This is a genomic window from Streptomyces sp. PH9007, assembly GCF_059813725.1.
In genome coordinates this window covers 4,068,380-4,084,424 of the sequence record NZ_CM187440.1, presented here as the reverse complement: position 1 = coordinate 4,084,424, position 16,045 = coordinate 4,068,380, and the positions used below count along the sequence as shown (strand labels likewise).

Genomic DNA, 16,045 nt, shown 5'->3' with positions numbered 1-16,045 from the left:
AGGGATTTGGCTACCCTGCGTGACGATTCCGATTACTCTCGGCCAACTTTGGATCGTTCAAGAGCGACCACCTTGGCTTGTTCGTAGCGTTCCAGCTCCAGCCGCGCTTCGGCTCCGACTGCTTGTTCGACTTCTTGCTGGGCACGTTCCACCTCCTCGTGAAGTCCTGTCTCGATCTGGCATTCCAGATCCGTGCGGGCCAGTTCCAGCTCCCGCTCCCCGGCGGCCTGCGAACTCGCCCCCTCCATCAGCAACTCCTGGATCTCGCGGCGCGGGTCCTCCAGCGACTCGTAGCCGAGCCCCCGCTCCGCCATGCAGCCCGCCCACAGGGCCTCGGCCCCCCGGAAGCCCCCCGACTCCCGGGTCAGCTCGATGACCTCGTTGCTCAGCTGCTCCATCGGGTCATAAAGTTCCGGCCATTCCGTGCCGTAGACCTCCGCCCGCGCCACACCGACGCACGAGCCCGGGTCATCACCGGTGGTCAGTCCCTCTCCGAGCACGATCTCCCGGACGTTCTCCTCGTCCCCCACCAGTGCCCGCCGCCAGATTTCCTCCTCCTCCTCGGTGAGGCCGGCCAGGTGGTCCTCATTGGGGTCCGGCGGCAGGCCCCCGATGTGTTCCGCGGTCATGCCGTAACCGTCGCTCTCCGCCCATCCGGGCCGCAGCAGGGCGTACGGACTGGAAGCGGCCGCCCGGCGGCTGTCCCCCGGCTCCGGGGAGACGTAGGGGTGGCCGCGCTCGCGCATGCAGGCCCGCACCCCGGCCTCCTCGGCAGCCCACAGCGCGCTGCGCTGGTCGGCCGTGAAGTGCACGGCGCCCCCCAGTGGCCGCGGATCGGGCACGTCGGGCGGGGTCTCGTGGCCGGACAGCGAACATCCGGCCACGAGCATCACCACCCCGGCGACCCATGGAGGTGCGGTGGGCCGTGCCCTCAGCACCAGCGGGTGGAGGCGACGCCGCTGGCGAGCCTCGCGTCGTTGAAGATCCGGGTGCTCACCCCGACCCCCACTGCGGCCACCACGGTCGCCCCGGCCGCGATGCCGGCCCCCGTCCGCAGGGCCCTGGTGCCGTTCCTCATGTGTCGTCCCCTCCCGCTCGGCCACGGTGCGTGGCGCCCGGCGCGCTGTCCGGCGCCCTGGGAGAAGACTGCCCCCGGTCTCCCCCAGCCGGTCAACGCACAGCCGGGGGTACGGGACGATGGGACGCCGTACCGCGTCTGACCTGCTCTTTTCCTGCACCGTGGGATGACGTGCGGGACGGGCGGCGGGCACGCACAAAGCCGGCCCCCGCACATCGTCGGGCGGGGGCCGGCTTGTCGTTGGGGTGACGGAGGGTGTTCGCCTCCGTCGCCGGTGTCAGTCGCGGGCGGGCAGCTTCGCCAGCCGCTCCACCAGCGCGTGGTACTCGTCCCACAGCGCGCGCGGCGTGTGGTCGCCGAAGGTGTCCAGGTGGGCCGGGATCAGGGCCGCCTCCCGGCGCCACACCTCACGGTCGACCTCCAGCAGGAACTCCAGCTCGCTCTCGCTCAGCCCCAGACCCTCCACGTCCAGCGAGCCGGGCGCCGGCAGCACGCCGATCGCCGACTCCACCCCGGCGGCCTCGCCGTTGAGCCGCTGCACGATCCACTTCAGCACCCGGCTGTTCTCGCCGAAGCCCGGCCACACGAAGCGGCCCGCGGCGTCCTTCTTGAACCAGTTGACGTAGTAGATCTTCGGCAGCTTCGCCGGGTCGGCGCTCTGCCCGACCTTCAGCCAGTGGGCGAAGTAGTCGCCCATGTTGTAGCCGCAGAACGGCAGCATCGCGAACGGGTCGTGGCGCAGCTCGCCCACCGTGCCCTCGGCCGCCGCGGTCTTCTCGGAGGCGACGTTCGCGCCCAGGAAGACACCGTGCTGCCAGTCGAAGGACTCGGTCACCAGCGGGACAGCGGTCGCCCGGCGTCCGCCGAACAGAATCGCCGAGATCGGCACCCCGGCCGGGTCCTCCCACTCGGGGGCGATCGTCGGGCACTGCGCGGCGGGCACGGTGAAGCGGGCGTTGGGGTGCGCGGCGGGGGTGCCGGACTCCGGCGTCCAGTCGTTGCCGCGCCAGTCCGTCAGATGGGCCGGCGGCTCGTCCGTCATGCCCTCCCACCACACGTCGCCGTCGTCGGTGAGGGCGACATTGGTGAAGACGGAGTTGCCCCACAGCGTCTTCATGGCGTTGGCGTTGGTCTGCTCGCCGGTGCCGGGGGCCACGCCGAAGAAGCCCGCCTCCGGGTTGATGGCGTACAGCCGGCCGTCCGCGCCGAACCGCATCCAGGCGATGTCGTCGCCGATGGTCTCCACCGTCCAGCCGGGGATGGTGGGCTGGAGCATGGCGAGGTTGGTCTTGCCGCACGCGGAGGGGAACGCCGCGGCGATGTACCGGGCCTCACCGGTGGGCGGGGTGAGCTTGAGGATGAGCATGTGCTCGGCCAGCCAGCCCTCGTCCCTGGCCATGACGGAGGCGATGCGCAGCGCGTAGCACTTCTTGCCGAGCAGCGCGTTGCCGCCGTACCCGGAGCCGTAGGACCAGATCTCGCGGATCTCCGGGAAGTGCGAGATGTACTTCGTGGCGTTGCAGGGCCAGGGCACGTCCTGCTGCCCGGGGCCCAGCGGGGCGCCGACCGAGTGCACGGCGCGGACGAACTCCCCGTCCGTGCCGAGCTGCTCCAGGACGGCGCTGCCCATCCGGGTCATGGTGCGCATGGCGACGGCGACATACGCGGAGTCGGTGATCTCGACGCCGAGGGCGGACAGCGGGGAGCCGAGCGGGCCCATGCAGAACGGGACCACGTACATGGTGCGCCCGCGCATCGAGCCGCGGAAGAGGCCGCGCTCGCCACCGAAGATGTCCCGCATCTCGGCGGGGTCCTTCCAGTGGTTGGTGGGCCCGGCGTCCTGCTCGCGCTCGGAGCAGATGAAGGTGCGGTCCTCGACCCGGGCGACGTCGGTCGGGTCGGAGGCGGCGTAGTAGGAGTGCGGCCTCTTGACGGGGTCGAGTGCGGTGAAGGTGCCTCGCTGGACCAGTTCCGCGCACAGCCGGTCGTACTCGGCCTGGGAGCCGTCGCACCATACGACCCGGTCGGGCTGGGTGAGGTCCGCGATCTCGCTCACCCAGGCGAGGAGCTCGCGGTGGCGGGTGGGGGCGGAGTCCGTGCTGTGGGTGGTGACGGGACTGGCTGACGTCAGCGCCACGATCACTCCTGAGGGTTTCGAGGGTTTGAGGGTTTTGGGGTGGTGCAAGGTGAGCGTTCCCGGTGAGTACGCGCACTGCTCATCCGGAAGTCATCGCGCTCATCTGTTCCTATGATTCTGCGTCGTCTTCTCGTCTGTGTCCAGAGCAGCTCAAGTGAGCAGGCGCACGCCCCGCCGCGTACGCACCATCCCGGCCGCTCCCCTCCAATGGCCCAGGCACCCTCGGTAGCATCGGCGGCATGACTGCTGCCGCGGCCCAGGCCGCCGAAGGGACCGAAGCGCCCGCACCCCCGCTGTCCCCGCCGCCCTCAGCCCTGGTCAAACCGCGACTGCGCGGCTGGCTGCACGCGATGATGTTCCCGGCGGTGCTGATCGCCGGGGTCTTCCTGACGGCCCTCGCCGGCAGCCCCCGGGGCCGCATCGCCTGCGCCGTCTACACGCTGACCGCATGCCTGCTCTTCGGGGTCAGCGCGCTCTACCACCGCGGCAACTGGCCGCCGCGGGTCGCCGCGGTGCTGCGGCGGCTCGATCACGCCAACATCTTCCTGATCATCGCGGGCACCTACACGCCGCTGACGATCCTGCTGCTGGAGGGCGCACGGGGGCAGATCCTGCTGTGGGGCATCTGGGCGGCGGCCGTGGCCGGCATCGCCTTCCGGGTCTTCTGGGTCGGCGCGCCGCGCTGGCTGTACACCCCGTGCTACATCGCCATGGGCTGGGCGGCGGTCTTCTTCCTGCCGGACTTCCTGCGCACGGGCGGCGTCGTGGTGATGACGCTGGTGGTCATCGGCGGGCTGCTGTACAGCGCGGGCGGTGTCATCTACGGGATGAAGCGACCCAACCCGTCGCCGCGCTGGTTCGGCTTCCACGAGGTGTTCCACTCGCTGACGCTGGCGGCGTTCGCGGTGCACTACGTCGGCATCTCGATCGTCGCCTATCAGCACGCATAGCTTGACAGTAGCTTTCTTTTGAGAGTCACTATCACTTGATAGTGACTCTCAAAGGGGTGCCCTGTGACCGACGAGCCCGTTCCCGCCGACCCCGTCCCCGCCCCCGTCCCGGGCACCTCTCCCCCCGCTGCCGGCCCCGGCCACCCCCGCCGCTGGTGGGCACTCGGCGCCCTGGTGCTCTCGGTCCTCGTCCTCGGCTTCGACACCACGATCCTCAACATCGCGCTGCCCACCCTCGCCGCCGAACTCCACCTCACCACCGGCCAGCAGCAGTGGGTGATCGACGCCTTCCTCCTCACCTTCGCCGCCGGCATGCTCCCCGCCGGACTGCTCGGCGACCGCTTCGGCCGGCGCGCCCTGCTCATCACCGGACTCGCCCTGATGCTGGCCGGATCACTGCTCGGCGCCGCCGCCGGCGGCCCCGGCCTCCTGATCGCCGCCCGCGCCGTCATGGGCCTGGGCGGCGCGCTGATCGCCCCGCTCGCCGTCGCCGTACTCCCCGCGCTCTTCGGCCCGGCCGAACGCGCCAAGGCCGTCGCCGCCGTCACCGGCGCCCTCGCCGCCGGAATGCCGCTGGGGCCCCTGCTGGGCGGCTGGCTGCTGGACCACTACGCGTGGAACTCGGTCTTCCTCGTCAACGTGCCGCTGGTCGCCCTCGGCATCGCCGCCTGCCTGTGGCTGCTCCCCGAGACCAGGGACCCGGCGGCACCCCGGGTGCGGCCCCTGCCCACGCTGCTCAGCTTCGCCGGCCTCGGCGCCCTGATCCACGGCGTCGTCGAGGGCCCGGCCCGCGGCTGGACCGACCCCCTCGTCCTGGCCTCACTGATCGCCGCACCCCTGCTGCTGGCCGCGCTGGTACGCACCGAACGCGGCCGGCCGCGCCCCGTCCTGGACCTGGCCATGCTGCGCGACCGTACCTTCGGACCGTTCGCGCTCACCGGCACCCTGGTCACCTTCGTCCTCACCGGCGTGCTGTTCGTGGTGCCGCAGTACCTCCAGGCCGTGCGCGGCCACGACGCGCTGGCCACCGGGATCCGGCTGATGCCGCTGATGGCGGGGCTCATCGTCGCCGCCCGCGCCGCCGCCCCGCTGGCCCGGCGTTTCGGGGCCAGAGCCGTCGTCGCCACCGGCCTGGCGGTGCTCGCCTTCGCCGCCTTCCTGGGCGCCGGCACCCGCGCCGACACCGGATACGCGCTCACCGCCTCCTGGCTCGGCGTCGCCGGACTCGCCGTCGGCCTCGTGCTGGTGCCCGCCATGGACAGCGCCCTGGGAGCCATCGGCCCCGAACGCTCCGGCACCGGCTCCGGACTGCTGATGACCGTACGGCAGGTGGGCGGCGCCCTCGGCGTCGCGGTGCTCGGGAGCGTCCTGGCCCAGTCGTACGCGGGCGCCCTGCCGCCGAACGCCCCGGCGGGCGCCGGCGAGTCGGTGACGGCGGCCCACGCGCTCGCGGAGACGGGCGGGCTGACCGCGCTCGCGGCGGCGGCCGACACGGCCTTCACCGAGGCCATGAGCATGGTTCTGTTCGTCAGCGGCTGCGCCGCCCTGCTCTGCGCGCTGCTCGCCGCCCGGCTGCTGCCCGATACCCGACAATGGGCGGCATGACCTCCGCCTCACCCGCCCCTTCGCTGCGCGAGCGCAAGAAGATCCGCACCCGGCAGACCATCAGGCGCGCCGCGTACCGGCTGTTCGCCGAACACGGATACGACGCCACCCGGGTCGACACGATCGCGGCGGCGGCGGAGGTCTCCCCGAGCACCGTCTTCCGGTACTTCCCCACCAAGGAGGACATCGTCGTCACCGACGAGGACGACCCGGTGTTCGAGGCGGCCCTGCGGTCGCGGCCCGCCGACGAGGCCCCGCTGACCGCGCTGCGCGCCGCGATCCATCAGACGCTGGACGAGCTGTACGTCACCCCGGAGGCCATGGCCGAAGTACACCTGCGGATGCGGCTGGTGGCGACGGTGCCCACCATCAGGACGCGGATGAAGGAGAACGCGGCGGCCAACGCGGACCTCCTCACCCGCGCCCTGACCGCCCGTACCGGCCACGCCGCCGACAGCCTGGAACTGCGGGTCTTCGTCGGCTCCCTCATCGGCGGCCTGACCGAGGCCCTCATGTACTGGGCCGAGACCGGCCTGGAGGAGGACGTGCGCACCCTGGTCGACCGCGCGATGACGGTCCTGGACCGCGACCTGGCCGACTGAGCCGACGGGCGAACGAGCCGCCGCCACCACATCAGCCCGTGGTGTCCTCCGTGCGGCCGGTGCGCAGTTGGTGGGCCAGTTCGACCGGATCCGTCGTCGGAAGCGCGCAGACGAAATTGCGGCACACGTACGCCGTGGGCAGCCCGTCCCGCAGCGCGCGGTCGCTCAGCAGCGGCGCGTCCGGTGTGTCGGGGGCGCCCACCGAGACCACCGCGCCGGGTGCGGTCGAGCGCAGCGCCGTACGGTGCAGCTCCTGCGTCGCCGGGTCCCCGGGCGGGCCCACGACCGCTACCTCGCGCGGGCCGTCGAGCGCCGCCTCCGCCACCGCCAGGCCCCAGCCGATGAAGCGCGGGGCGCGCTCCCCCAGCGCCGTCACGATGCCGAGCGCCCGCCGTGCCGCCTCCCGGTGCCGCTCCGAGCCGGTGTACGCGGCGTACGACAGCAGCGCACCGGCCGCCGCCGTCCAGCCGGCCGGGGTCGCCCCGTCGCTGGGGTCCTGCGGGCGCCGGATCAGCCGCTCCGCGTCGTCCGCCGTGTCGTACAGCGCCCCGTCGGGGGTCGCGAAGTGCGCCAGCACCGTCTCCAGCAACGCCCCGGCCCCCGTCAGCCACCGGGTCTCGCCGGTCACCGCGTACAGCGCCAGATAGCCCTCCGCCACGTCCGCGTAGTCCTCCAGCACGCCCACGCTCGGCCCGGCACTGCCGTCCCGCGAGGTACGCGCCAGGCGTACGCCGTCCCCGTCCCGCCGGGTGTGCACCCGTTCCAGCAGCAGCGCGGCGTCCCGCGCCGCGTCCACCAGATCCGGCCGGTCGAAGCACGCCCCGGTCTCCGCGAGCGCCGCGATCGCCAGCCCGCACCAGGCCGCGACCACCTTCTCGTCCCGCCCGGGACGGGCCCGCTCGGCGCGCGCCGCCAGCAGGGCGGCCCGCAGCGCCGGATCGTGGTCGGTGCCCGGCAGCAGCCGCAGGACGGAGGCGCCCTCCTCGAAGTTCCCGGCCGGCGTCACCCCGTACAGCCGGGCCGCCCGCGCGCCGTCCTCCTCCCCGAGCACCGCGCGCACCTGGTCCGGCGTCCAGACGTAGAACGCGCCCTCGCGGTGCCGGCCCCGCTCGTCGTCGCTGTCCGCGTCCAGGCCGGAGGCGAAACCGCCCTGCGCGGTCCGCAGCTCCCGCACCATGAACTCCGCCGTCTCCAGCGCGATCCGGCGCGCCAGCGGGGACGCGGTGGCCCGCCACCAGTGCGCGTACACCCGGGCCAGCAGCGCGTTGTCGTACAGCATCTTCTCGAAGTGCGGCACCGCCCAGGCGTTGTCCACGGTGTACCGGGAGAAGCCGCCGCCCAGCTGGTCGTACAGCCCGCCGAGCGCCATCGCCTGGGCGGTGCGCTCCACCATCTCCAACGCCTCGGGCGCCCCCGTACGCGCGTGGTGGCGCAGCAGGAACTCCAGCACCATCGACGGCGGGAACTTCGGCGCGCCGCCGAAGCCGCCCCGCTCGGCGTCGAAGTCCCCGCGCACGCCACCCAGCGCCATCGCCAGCTCGGCCTCCCCCGGCGCACGCGGGGCGCTGTACTCCAGCTCCCGCCCGGCCAGCTCCCGCCCGATCCGGGCGGCCACCTCGGTGACCTCACCACGCCGCTCGCTCCACGCCGTGTGCACACCGGCCAGCAGCTGACGGAACGACGGCAGGCCCTCGCGCGGCTGCGGCGGGAAGTAGGTGCCGAAGTAGAACGGCTCCCCGTCGGCCGTCATGAACACCGTCATCGGCCAGCCACCCTGCCCGGTCGCGGCCTGCACCGCGTCCATGTACACGGAGTCCACGTCCGGGCGCTCCTCACGGTCGACCTTCACCGCGACGAAACGCTCATTGAGATAGTCGGCCGTCTCCTGATCCTCGAAGCTCTCCCGCGCCATGACATGACACCAGTGGCACGAGGCATAACCGACCGACAGCAGAATGGGCACATCGCGCCGTCGCGCTTCCTCGAACGCCTCGGGGCTCCAGGGCCACCAGTCCACCGGATTGTCGGCGTGCTGCAGCAGATACGGCGAGGTCATACCAGCCAGCCGGTTCATGAGCCAAAGCCTCTCACAGGCCCCAACCCGGCCGCGGAATCCCGCACAGGCTCCGCATGGCTCCATCGGAGCCGGCACCCGGACGCAACGGGACAGCGTGGCCTCACCCTTGGGATGACGCTCCGCCGTCGACTGCTCCTTCCATGAGCGGGTTCATGTCCTTCGCCATTGCGCCCAGATGCCCCAGCGCCCCAGGGGCCAGTCGGGGAAGCAGCGGGATCGTGCGCGTCCACGCGTCGGACCGCAACAGCCCCAGCGCCATCTGCCGAGCCGTCTCTTGCCCGGGGGGACAGCTGTCGCCGGCGGTCTGGGCGAGCGCCAGGCAGGTCCGGATCACCCGGTCGTCGGCACCGCTGTCCGTCGCCAGCACGGTCCGGGCGCCCGCCAGGTACGCGGCGGCGGTGCTCAGCGCCCCCGCTCGGTCCTCCGGTGTCCGCGCCCCGTCGGCGTACCGCCACACGGCGGCGGTGTCGCCGTCCAGCGCGGCCAGCAACGCCAGTTCCGCGGAGACCTCCGGACCGTCCGCAAGGGCGCGCCGCCATCTGGAGACCGAGCTTTCGGCGGCGTCCGTGGCTTCGTCCGGGAGGCAGCCGAGCCGTGCCAGCAGGGCGAGGACGGCCATCGGCCGGGCCGGCCACGCCATGGAGGGATCGGCCACCCGTAGCGCGGCGCGGCCGAGCGCCTCGCTCAGCCGTGGGGCAGGAGCCCGGACGTCCGGGAAGGCGAGAAGCAGGGCCGCCAGTTCGGGGAGGGGAGTGAGGGGGCTGCCCCCGGCCTCGATCCGGCGTGCGAGGGCCTCCACCAGTGGCTCGGCAGCGCGTGCTGCCGCATCCGGTCGGTGGCGTACGAGTCCGGCGGCGACCGTTGTCAGTGACTGCCGCCGTTGCGCGGCGGTACGTCCCGTCGCCATCGCTGTCGCCGCTGGCTCGTCCCCGGTGTGGGCAAGCGCCTGGGCCACGGCGTTCGCCAGGTCGGGGGCGCCGCCGTCGGGAACCAGGTGGGCCGCCGCCCGCGCGTAGCGGATGCCTGCGTCGTCGTGTCCGGCGAGAGAACAGCCGAGGGAGAGGGCCGCCAGGTGCCGCGCGCGGTCACGTGTGTCGGGCAGGCTCCGAGCGAGGGCTTCGGCCTCGTCCGATGCCCCTGCCGCGCCCATGGCCTGGCAGAGGTCGGCCGTCCAGCTCTCCGGGAGGGACGGGAGGTCCGCGGGCCGTACTGCGGGACGCTGGCGCAGGGCCGCCTCCAGGAGTTCCCGGCTGCGGAGGAGATGGCCCGTGCTGAGGTGGTCGTCCGCCGTCAGGAGCAGCGGGAGGAGCGGCTGGTCCGGGCGATCGGGGTAGAGGCCGTCGCCGGGGCGCAGCAGGCCGGTTGATCGCCGGTGCGGGTTCGTGCGCGGGGGTGTGGGGCCGCGCGGGGGCGGGGGTGGGGGCTGTACGTCCTCGGGTTCCGCCGGTGTGGGTTGTGGCGTCCGGCCGACTGTCTTCTTGTAGGCCTCGCGCTCTTTGGCAAATGCGGCGCGCTCGGCGTCCGCGGCCCTGCGCTTCTCCTTGCGCTCTCTTGTGTTCTTCTCGACGGCGGTCTCCGCTTCCCGGCGGCGACGTCGCGCCGTGTCGTCCTCAGCCGTATCGAGAGTCCATTGGGCCCGTTCCAGCAGGGGGTCGCCGAGGACGCCGATGCGCAGACCTTCCGGCAGTGCCTCCATCAGACTTCTGATCTCGTCGAGGTCGCCCCGCACGCCCATGTCGGCGGCGGCCTTGGCAAGGCTCGCCAGTGTCCCCGCGAGTTCGCGGCGCAGATGGGCCCAATCAGCTTCGGAAAGGGAATCGGACGCGGAAGCGGGGTTGCTCAGTCCTCCGATCTCCTTGCTCATCCGGGCCAGAGCTTTCTGCAACTGTTCGGCGGCTCGGGCAGGTCGCTTGACGGGCAGAGCCATGAGCGCCGACGCCGAGGTGGCCCAGACATCGACGGCTGCCAGTCCGTCCGCGTCGCCGAGTGCCGCGCAGATCGCCTCGATGCGATCCCCGGGGTACCGAAGGAGGTGGGGCGCGGCCTGCGCCAACGCGCCGTAGAGTTCCACCGCTGCGGTCCGGGCACGCGGGCCGCCGGCACTGAGCGTCTCGGCCCGGTGCTGCAACGCCAGGACTGCGTCCAGCGCCCTCGCCGCCTCCATGGTCGCCGCTGTCCCGGCCGCCGGGTCCTCGAGCACCGCGAGGAACATCGGCCGGGCGGCTCCGGGGTCCTTCAGACGCGCGAGCGTGGCGGCGGCGCAGAGGATCCGTGTATATGCCTCGGAGTCCCGGAGGGTGCCGGGGAAGCCCCGGTGGGCACGGTCCTGCTCAAGCCAGGCGACCGTCTCCCGCGCGACGGCCTCGGCGTCCAGGCCGATCCGTACCGTAGAGGACTGCTCCGTGTACGCCAGTTCCACCGCCACGTCCGCCAGGTGCACGGCCCTGCTGACCGCAGTGGGCGCGGAGCGCGCCAGGCCGCGTGCGCGCTCCGCGTCCCCGAGCCTGACGAAGAGGGCGGCGGCGCCGTCGGGCACGTCCGCGCCGTGTGCCCGGCGCAGCAGGGACCGAGCCCCGTAAAGGGGGACGAGTGCCGCCAGGCCATCGGCGTCGGACGTGCCATCGGTCCGCTCGCCGATCTCCTCCTCGAAGGCGTCCAGTTGGGCGAGTGCGACGTCCGGCCCAGCGGTGCGGGCGAGTCGGCGCAGGCGGGGCAGGTCGAGGACGTACGCGGCACGTTCGCCGGCGCCGGTCAGCAGGCGGAGCTGATGTGTCAAAGGGTACGGAGGAGTGCCGTCAGGCCAGCTGGCCGCGCGCCATCTCGCCGACCAGGCGAGCAATTCCCGGGTGTACCGCAGGACCTCCGCCTCTCCCAGGTCCTCGCGGACCGTGCGGACGAGGCGGGAGTCCGCCAGAGCACGCGTCAGGAGCACTGGATCCTCGGTCATGAGGGCGCGCCCCGCCGGGCCCTGCGCCAAGCGGTCGACGTGGTCGGCGGAGAGCCCGGTCAGCTCGGCCAGGTCCGCCGTGCGCAAGCCGCCGCCCGCCACGGCCAGCAGCCCCGCGATCGGTTGGCCCAGCGCGGTGGCGTCCGGTGGCGGCTGTCGGATCTGCGGTACTCCTGCGACGGGTAGGAGGGTCCGCAGGTAGCCGTCCTGGCGCAGTGGATGCCGCTTCTTGGGGACGTCCGGGGGAAGTGGGGCACAGCGCCGGAGGGAGACGATGACGCGCATGGTGGGTGGAGGCCGGGAGGGCAGGAGCGCGGCGATGCTTGCGCGCGCGGGTCTTCGTACGGGTCCGGCCGGGCCGTTGGGCTCGACCTCGGGGTGAGCCAGGGAATCCGGGGTCCCCTTCTTGCCCGGGAGGTCCGACCAGGCCACGTCGTCATCGAGCCCGTCGACCACGAGCAAGAGGTTCCGTCCGTGCCGCGCGCTCTTCGCCGCGGCTTCGGCGAAAAGGATCTTCCACTCCCGGATGCCGCTCGGTACCGGGCTCCCGGGCCTGCCGAGGAAAGTATGGATCTGGTCGGCGATCTCCTTCTCGAACTCGGCCCGCGTATCGGTGCCTTCGGCCGCGGAGACGAAGAAGGTCAGGATGTCGATGGCGGGCGGAGGCTTCCGGCGGACGAAGTCGGCAAGCAGCGTCGTCTTGCCCACCGGGCCGTCGGCGTGCCAGCACAGGTAGGACGGCGCCTCGGAGCGGGTGTCCTGGGCGAACACGTTCATTTCCGTACGCTCGTTCGCTCGGCCCCGGACCTCGACCGTGGAAGAGTCGGGGGCCGACCGGTGCAGCCCGATGAAACGGAGACCGGGGTCCGCCTGCCGCCGGTTCACGGAAATCTGGCCGTGCTGCTCGCCCCTTGCCTCCTCCTGAGCCGCGCGCAGGGCGGCTTCCCAGGCGGCGTCCGAGTGCGTCGTGGAGCCCGGCGCGTTCCGCAACAGGCCCACCAGGATCCGGAAGTCATGCTCCCGCGCCGGCGAGGGGACCGTCTTGCCCTCGATCCAGCCTTGCAGAGTCGAGCGTGAACAATCCAGCCTTCCGACCACGAAGGCAGAGGTCAGCCCGGCGGCGTCCCACGCCTCCTTCAGCATGCCGTGCAGCTTGTCTCGCGCGGGCCTCGCCGAAGCCGCCACCGACCCACTCCTGTCCTTGTTCGTCGCCCGAAAACCCGGCTGCCTTCGTTAGACCTCATCCAGGCTGACCTGGGGAAACAGTGAAGAAAAGCTCGGCGCAACTTCCAGTCACAGCGCCGCCGCCGCCAGTCTGGAGCCATCACCGCAGCAGCCGAAACCGGCTCCGGACAGAAGGAAAAAAACAGTGTCTCAGTACCCCCCATTGCTGCATCACACTCTTCTCCTGAGCGGGTCAGCGGGTCTCCTCTACACGCTCGTCCTGCTCGCCGTGGCCCTCGTCTCCGTCCTCGCCTCCACACCGAGTCGCCGCAGGGACGCACGGACGACGCTCAGCATCCTTGTGCGTCGGAGGTCGCGTTGAGCGCGGGCATACGCCCGATGGCACGCGGTCCCACCGGACCCGCACGTGTGGCGGAGCCCTGCTCAGGCGGATCGGCGGCCTGCTCTAGCTACTGGAACTCGGGAGATTGGACTGCACTGGTCAACTCGGGGGCCTGGATTGCTCTGGCTTTGGCGAATCATCCAGACGGGTACCTGAACTGATCGTCCATTCCTCGGCGTTAGTGGCCTGAAATGCTCTAAACGGCAGGGATGTTGCTGTACAACTGTCGGGTGCTGCCATCCGCTCAGGCCGTGAGGGTGCCTACAGCGCCGTATCCGTGGCGCTGTAGGTCCCGACATGGAGGGAGTGAAGTTGTGTTAGAGGCAGCGCGTGAGTGGCTGGAGCGCCGCAGGGATGAACTGTCCCTCATCCTGGTGGCCGCAGTGGTGAGCGCACTGGCAGCCAAGGTGGTCGACTACCTCTGGTAGACGGCCGCTCTCGACGCACCTAGCGCGTCGAGAACGGCCTGCCCCAGCAGTGAGTGGTTCCCGTTCCGCGCACACGGGCGGGGACCACTCACACCTCGCCGGCTTCCCGGTGAAATGCTGCCGAGGTTGCCGAAACATCGGCAACCTCTGAGTTTAGATCCTGGATCGGTTCTACCGTCCGGGTGGCCCAACTCTTTTACGAACAAGGAGCTTCAAGGCCGCCACAACGCTTCCCGCTCGTAGCGGGAGTGGCCCGTCGGGAGCCTGGAGTGCTCTGGCAGGGCTTTTCCCCGCGTGGGCGGGGATGGGACGCACTCCGATGTGCGCAGAGCACTCGGAGTGCGGCCAGATGTGGAGAACACGCCCGCACCAGTGCCACCACCTGTTAGTTTCCTGAGTGTTGGTCCAGAAGGAGGTGGCACGGATTGCACGAGGCCCAAGCGCTGGTTCCTGCCGGACAGCGCGCCAGCTGGGATCCTCGCGTCCAGCCCTGCATCCCCGCCGTCGCCCTCGACGGCTCGACCGCGCACCACTCCCTGCGCGGGCTCTTCGTCCAGGCCGATGACCTGGCCGCCCTCGACTGTGCTTCGCCGGGCGAGACCGTAGCCGTCATCGAGTACTTGTTGGCCATCTGCTTCGCCTCCGGTACCTGCCCGTCCTCCGACAAGGACTGGAGCGACTGGATCCTCGACAGAAGGACCCTCGCGCCGGCCGCGGATTGGCTGTCGCAGCAACCGGCGGACTCCTGGGACCTGTTTCACCCCACCAAGCCCTTGGCGCAGAATTCCCATCTTGCAAGGGATCTCTTCACGAGCGGCACCGGAACCGCCCAGCTGATCATCGAACACGCCGGTGACTACAACCAGCACTTCGACCACCATCACCTCGAACGCGAGAACCCGCTGCCGGCGGCGGACGCGTTCCGCGCCACCCTCACGCAGCACGTCTACGGCCTTTATGGCCGGGCCCGGATGTCCGGGGGTGAGCACGGCGCGAAGATCACGAATCTCGCAGCAGGCCGGCTGTCGGGACGCATCCGGGTCGTCGCCCTGGGGCGGACGCTCGGCGAGACGCTGCGCCTGAACCTCTATCCGCCCGACGGTCCCGGAGAACCGCTCAACACCTCGTGGACCGCGGCGGGTTTCGAACGGCGCACGTTCAAGGAGAAGCCGAAGCCCCGGGCGCCACGAAGCTCCGCTGACCTGCACAGTTCCCTGGGGCGTTCCGTACTGCTGCGTCCGGCACGCGGTCCGCGCGGACAGGTCATGGTCGACCAGGTTCTGATCGGAGCCGGTGAGCTACTGGAACTCGACCCGGAGCGTCATCTCCAGGACGCCGTGTACAGCGAGACGACCAGCGGCGTGTCGAAGCCGTTGTGGCCCTCGCCCAGCCGGGCCCTCTGGCAACAGGCCCATGCCCTGTACAGCGCCGTCAAGGACGACCGGACCGGGATGTACGCGCGGCTGCGATCCCTTGTCCCGTACCAGCGGACAGAATCCGTGGACGCGTACCGGGAAACGGAGCAGGGCGCCCCTTACCAGCTCTGGGCCGTCGGGCTCCTGGCCAACAAGACACTCCCCGTCATCTGGACCCACGGCGCGTACCCCTACGCCCCGGGTATGGCCGCGCACCTCTACCGGGCGTCCCGCCGTGGCTCGGTCATTGCCGAACACATCGCGAAGACCCTGAAGAACGCGGCGATCGTCGCCGCGGAAACCGCGTTCCCCGCCCTGAGAGCCTCGGACGAAGCCGGCCAGGTGGCGCGGCTCGACGCCCGATACGCCTTCTGGCCCGCTGCCGAGACCCCCTTCCACGAACTCCTGGACGAGGTGATCGACCGGGGCGTCGAGGACGACGACCCCGTGTCCGCTCCGTTGGTCGCCTACGCACTGGAGTTGATGCACATGGCGCGCACTCAGTTGCTCCGGCGCCTCGACACCCTGCCGCCCGGCGACCGCAATCACCGAGCGCGTGCCCGGGGCGTGCAGCTTTTCGAGGGGGCCATGTCCGGTGATCGGGCCCCGGCAGAACTCCGAGGGGAGATCGCCTTTGACTGAGCAGAACCCGTCGGTGGTCAGGGAGACGGAGCCATCCCGTTTCCCGCACGACAGCACGGCGCTCACCGCCTGGCTCACCTCCCGGGTCCACAACCGCGAGTACGGGACGCTGGCCGAGTTGCGCCGGGCCCGGGTCCGTACCAATGCACACATCCGCGCGGGATGGTTCGGGGGCGACGACCACCGCGACCTCTTCGAGCAGGTGGCCTTCCTGTTCGCGATCTACCACCAGGGGCGCCCCACACCCTCGTACGGACACGGCAGTCTCGGCGCCGCGGCACGCAGGATCGGGGACGGGACCGGGCGCGGGCCGGACAATCCCGGCGCCCAGCGGCTCCTGGACCGTGTCGTCGCGAGCCGGCGCGTCCCCTGGCGCCACCTCCAGCACGCGGTCACTCGGCTTCGGTCCTGCGAACAGCCCCCGCCATCGTGGACCGCCCTGACCGAGGACCTCATCAAGTGGAACGACCGCAAGGCACGCATCGCCTATCAGTGGTCGGTCGAGTTCCACACCCCGCCGGGCGCGGCCGGAAAACATCGAACGAGCCGAACAGGCGAGTGAAGTCTCCACTGACCATTCGACCGACGACGCATAAG

At 71.4% G+C, this 16,045-nt stretch carries 10 protein-coding genes; 5 read left to right on the top strand and 5 right to left on the bottom strand.

What is annotated here, in order from left to right:
• Positions 1 to 32: 32 nt before the first annotated feature.
• The 3 genes from ACTFAP_RS18885 to ACTFAP_RS18875 all read right to left on the bottom strand — a co-directional run bounded on the left by ACTFAP_RS18885 (position 33) and on the right by ACTFAP_RS18875 (position 3,215).
• Positions 33 to 890, bottom strand: coding sequence for a hypothetical protein (locus ACTFAP_RS18885; RefSeq protein WP_500466934.1), 858 nt, complete (start codon positions 888 to 890; stop codon positions 33 to 35).
• Positions 891 to 931: 41 nt separating this feature from the next.
• On the bottom strand, positions 932 to 1,078 hold the full coding sequence (locus tag ACTFAP_RS18880; protein ID WP_495681636.1) for a hypothetical protein: 147 nt from the start codon (positions 1,076 to 1,078) through the stop codon (positions 932 to 934).
• A 277-nt stretch (positions 1,079 to 1,355) separates the two neighbouring features.
• Positions 1,356 to 3,215 (bottom strand): phosphoenolpyruvate carboxykinase (GTP), encoded by a 1,860-nt coding sequence (locus ACTFAP_RS18875; RefSeq protein WP_500466933.1) that lies wholly within the window; start codon positions 3,213 to 3,215, stop codon positions 1,356 to 1,358.
• Positions 3,216 to 3,454: 239 nt separating this feature from the next.
• Here ACTFAP_RS18875 and trhA point away from each other — a divergent pair, with 239 nt between their 5' ends.
• The 3 genes from trhA (at position 3,455) to ACTFAP_RS18860 (ending at position 6,372) form a co-directional block, all read left to right on the top strand.
• Positions 3,455 to 4,165, top strand: coding sequence for a PAQR family membrane homeostasis protein TrhA (gene trhA, locus ACTFAP_RS18870; protein WP_390117528.1), 711 nt, complete (start codon positions 3,455 to 3,457; stop codon positions 4,163 to 4,165).
• A gap of 63 nt (positions 4,166 to 4,228) precedes the next feature.
• Positions 4,229 to 5,770, top strand: coding sequence for an MFS transporter (locus tag ACTFAP_RS18865; protein ID WP_500466932.1), 1,542 nt, complete (start codon positions 4,229 to 4,231; stop codon positions 5,768 to 5,770).
• A complete protein-coding gene (locus ACTFAP_RS18860) occupies positions 5,767 to 6,372 on the top strand; it encodes a TetR/AcrR family transcriptional regulator (RefSeq protein ID WP_500466931.1) in 606 nt (201 codons plus the stop codon). Before ACTFAP_RS18865 ends, ACTFAP_RS18860 begins: the two co-directional genes overlap by 4 nt.
• Positions 6,373 to 6,403: 31 nt before the next feature.
• Here the strand turns inward: ACTFAP_RS18860 and ACTFAP_RS18855 are convergent, their stop codons facing one another.
• Positions 6,404 to 8,446 (bottom strand): thioredoxin domain-containing protein, encoded by a 2,043-nt coding sequence (locus ACTFAP_RS18855; RefSeq protein ID WP_500466930.1) that lies wholly within the window; start codon positions 8,444 to 8,446, stop codon positions 6,404 to 6,406.
• 103 nt (positions 8,447 to 8,549) lie between these two features.
• Entirely contained in the window at positions 8,550 to 12,539 is a 3,990-nt protein-coding gene (locus ACTFAP_RS18850; protein WP_500466929.1) for a hypothetical protein, read from the bottom strand.
• Between the two features lie 1,277 nt (positions 12,540 to 13,816).
• On the opposite strand from ACTFAP_RS18850, the gene ACTFAP_RS18845 reads away from it, so the two are divergent.
• On the top strand, positions 13,817 to 15,448 hold the full coding sequence (locus tag ACTFAP_RS18845; protein WP_500466927.1) for a type I-E CRISPR-associated protein Cse1/CasA: 1,632 nt from the start codon (positions 13,817 to 13,819) through the stop codon (positions 15,446 to 15,448).
• Positions 15,441 to 16,010, top strand: coding sequence for a type I-E CRISPR-associated protein Cse2/CasB (gene casB / locus ACTFAP_RS18840; RefSeq protein WP_500466926.1), 570 nt, complete (start codon positions 15,441 to 15,443; stop codon positions 16,008 to 16,010). The genes ACTFAP_RS18845 and casB overlap by 8 nt, the downstream gene beginning before the upstream one ends.
• Positions 16,011 to 16,045: the final 35 nt, after the last annotated feature.

Bases quoted from the DNA above. Each gene is read 5' to 3' on its own strand.
- ACTFAP_RS18885 (WP_500466934.1), bottom strand. From the start codon at position 890: ATGCTCGTGGCCGGATGTTCGCTGTCCGGCCACGAGACCCCGCCCGAC.
- ACTFAP_RS18880 (WP_495681636.1), bottom strand. From the start codon at position 1,078: ATGAGGAACGGCACCAGGGCCCTGCGGACGGGGGCCGGCATCGCGGCC.
- trhA (WP_390117528.1), top strand. From the start codon at position 3,455: ATGACTGCTGCCGCGGCCCAGGCCGCCGAAGGGACCGAAGCGCCCGCA.
- ACTFAP_RS18860 (WP_500466931.1), top strand. From the start codon at position 5,767: ATGACCTCCGCCTCACCCGCCCCTTCGCTGCGCGAGCGCAAGAAGATC.
- ACTFAP_RS18855 (WP_500466930.1), bottom strand. From the start codon at position 8,446: ATGAACCGGCTGGCTGGTATGACCTCGCCGTATCTGCTGCAGCACGCC.
- ACTFAP_RS18850 (WP_500466929.1), bottom strand. From the start codon at position 12,539: ATGCTGAAGGAGGCGTGGGACGCCGCCGGGCTGACCTCTGCCTTCGTG.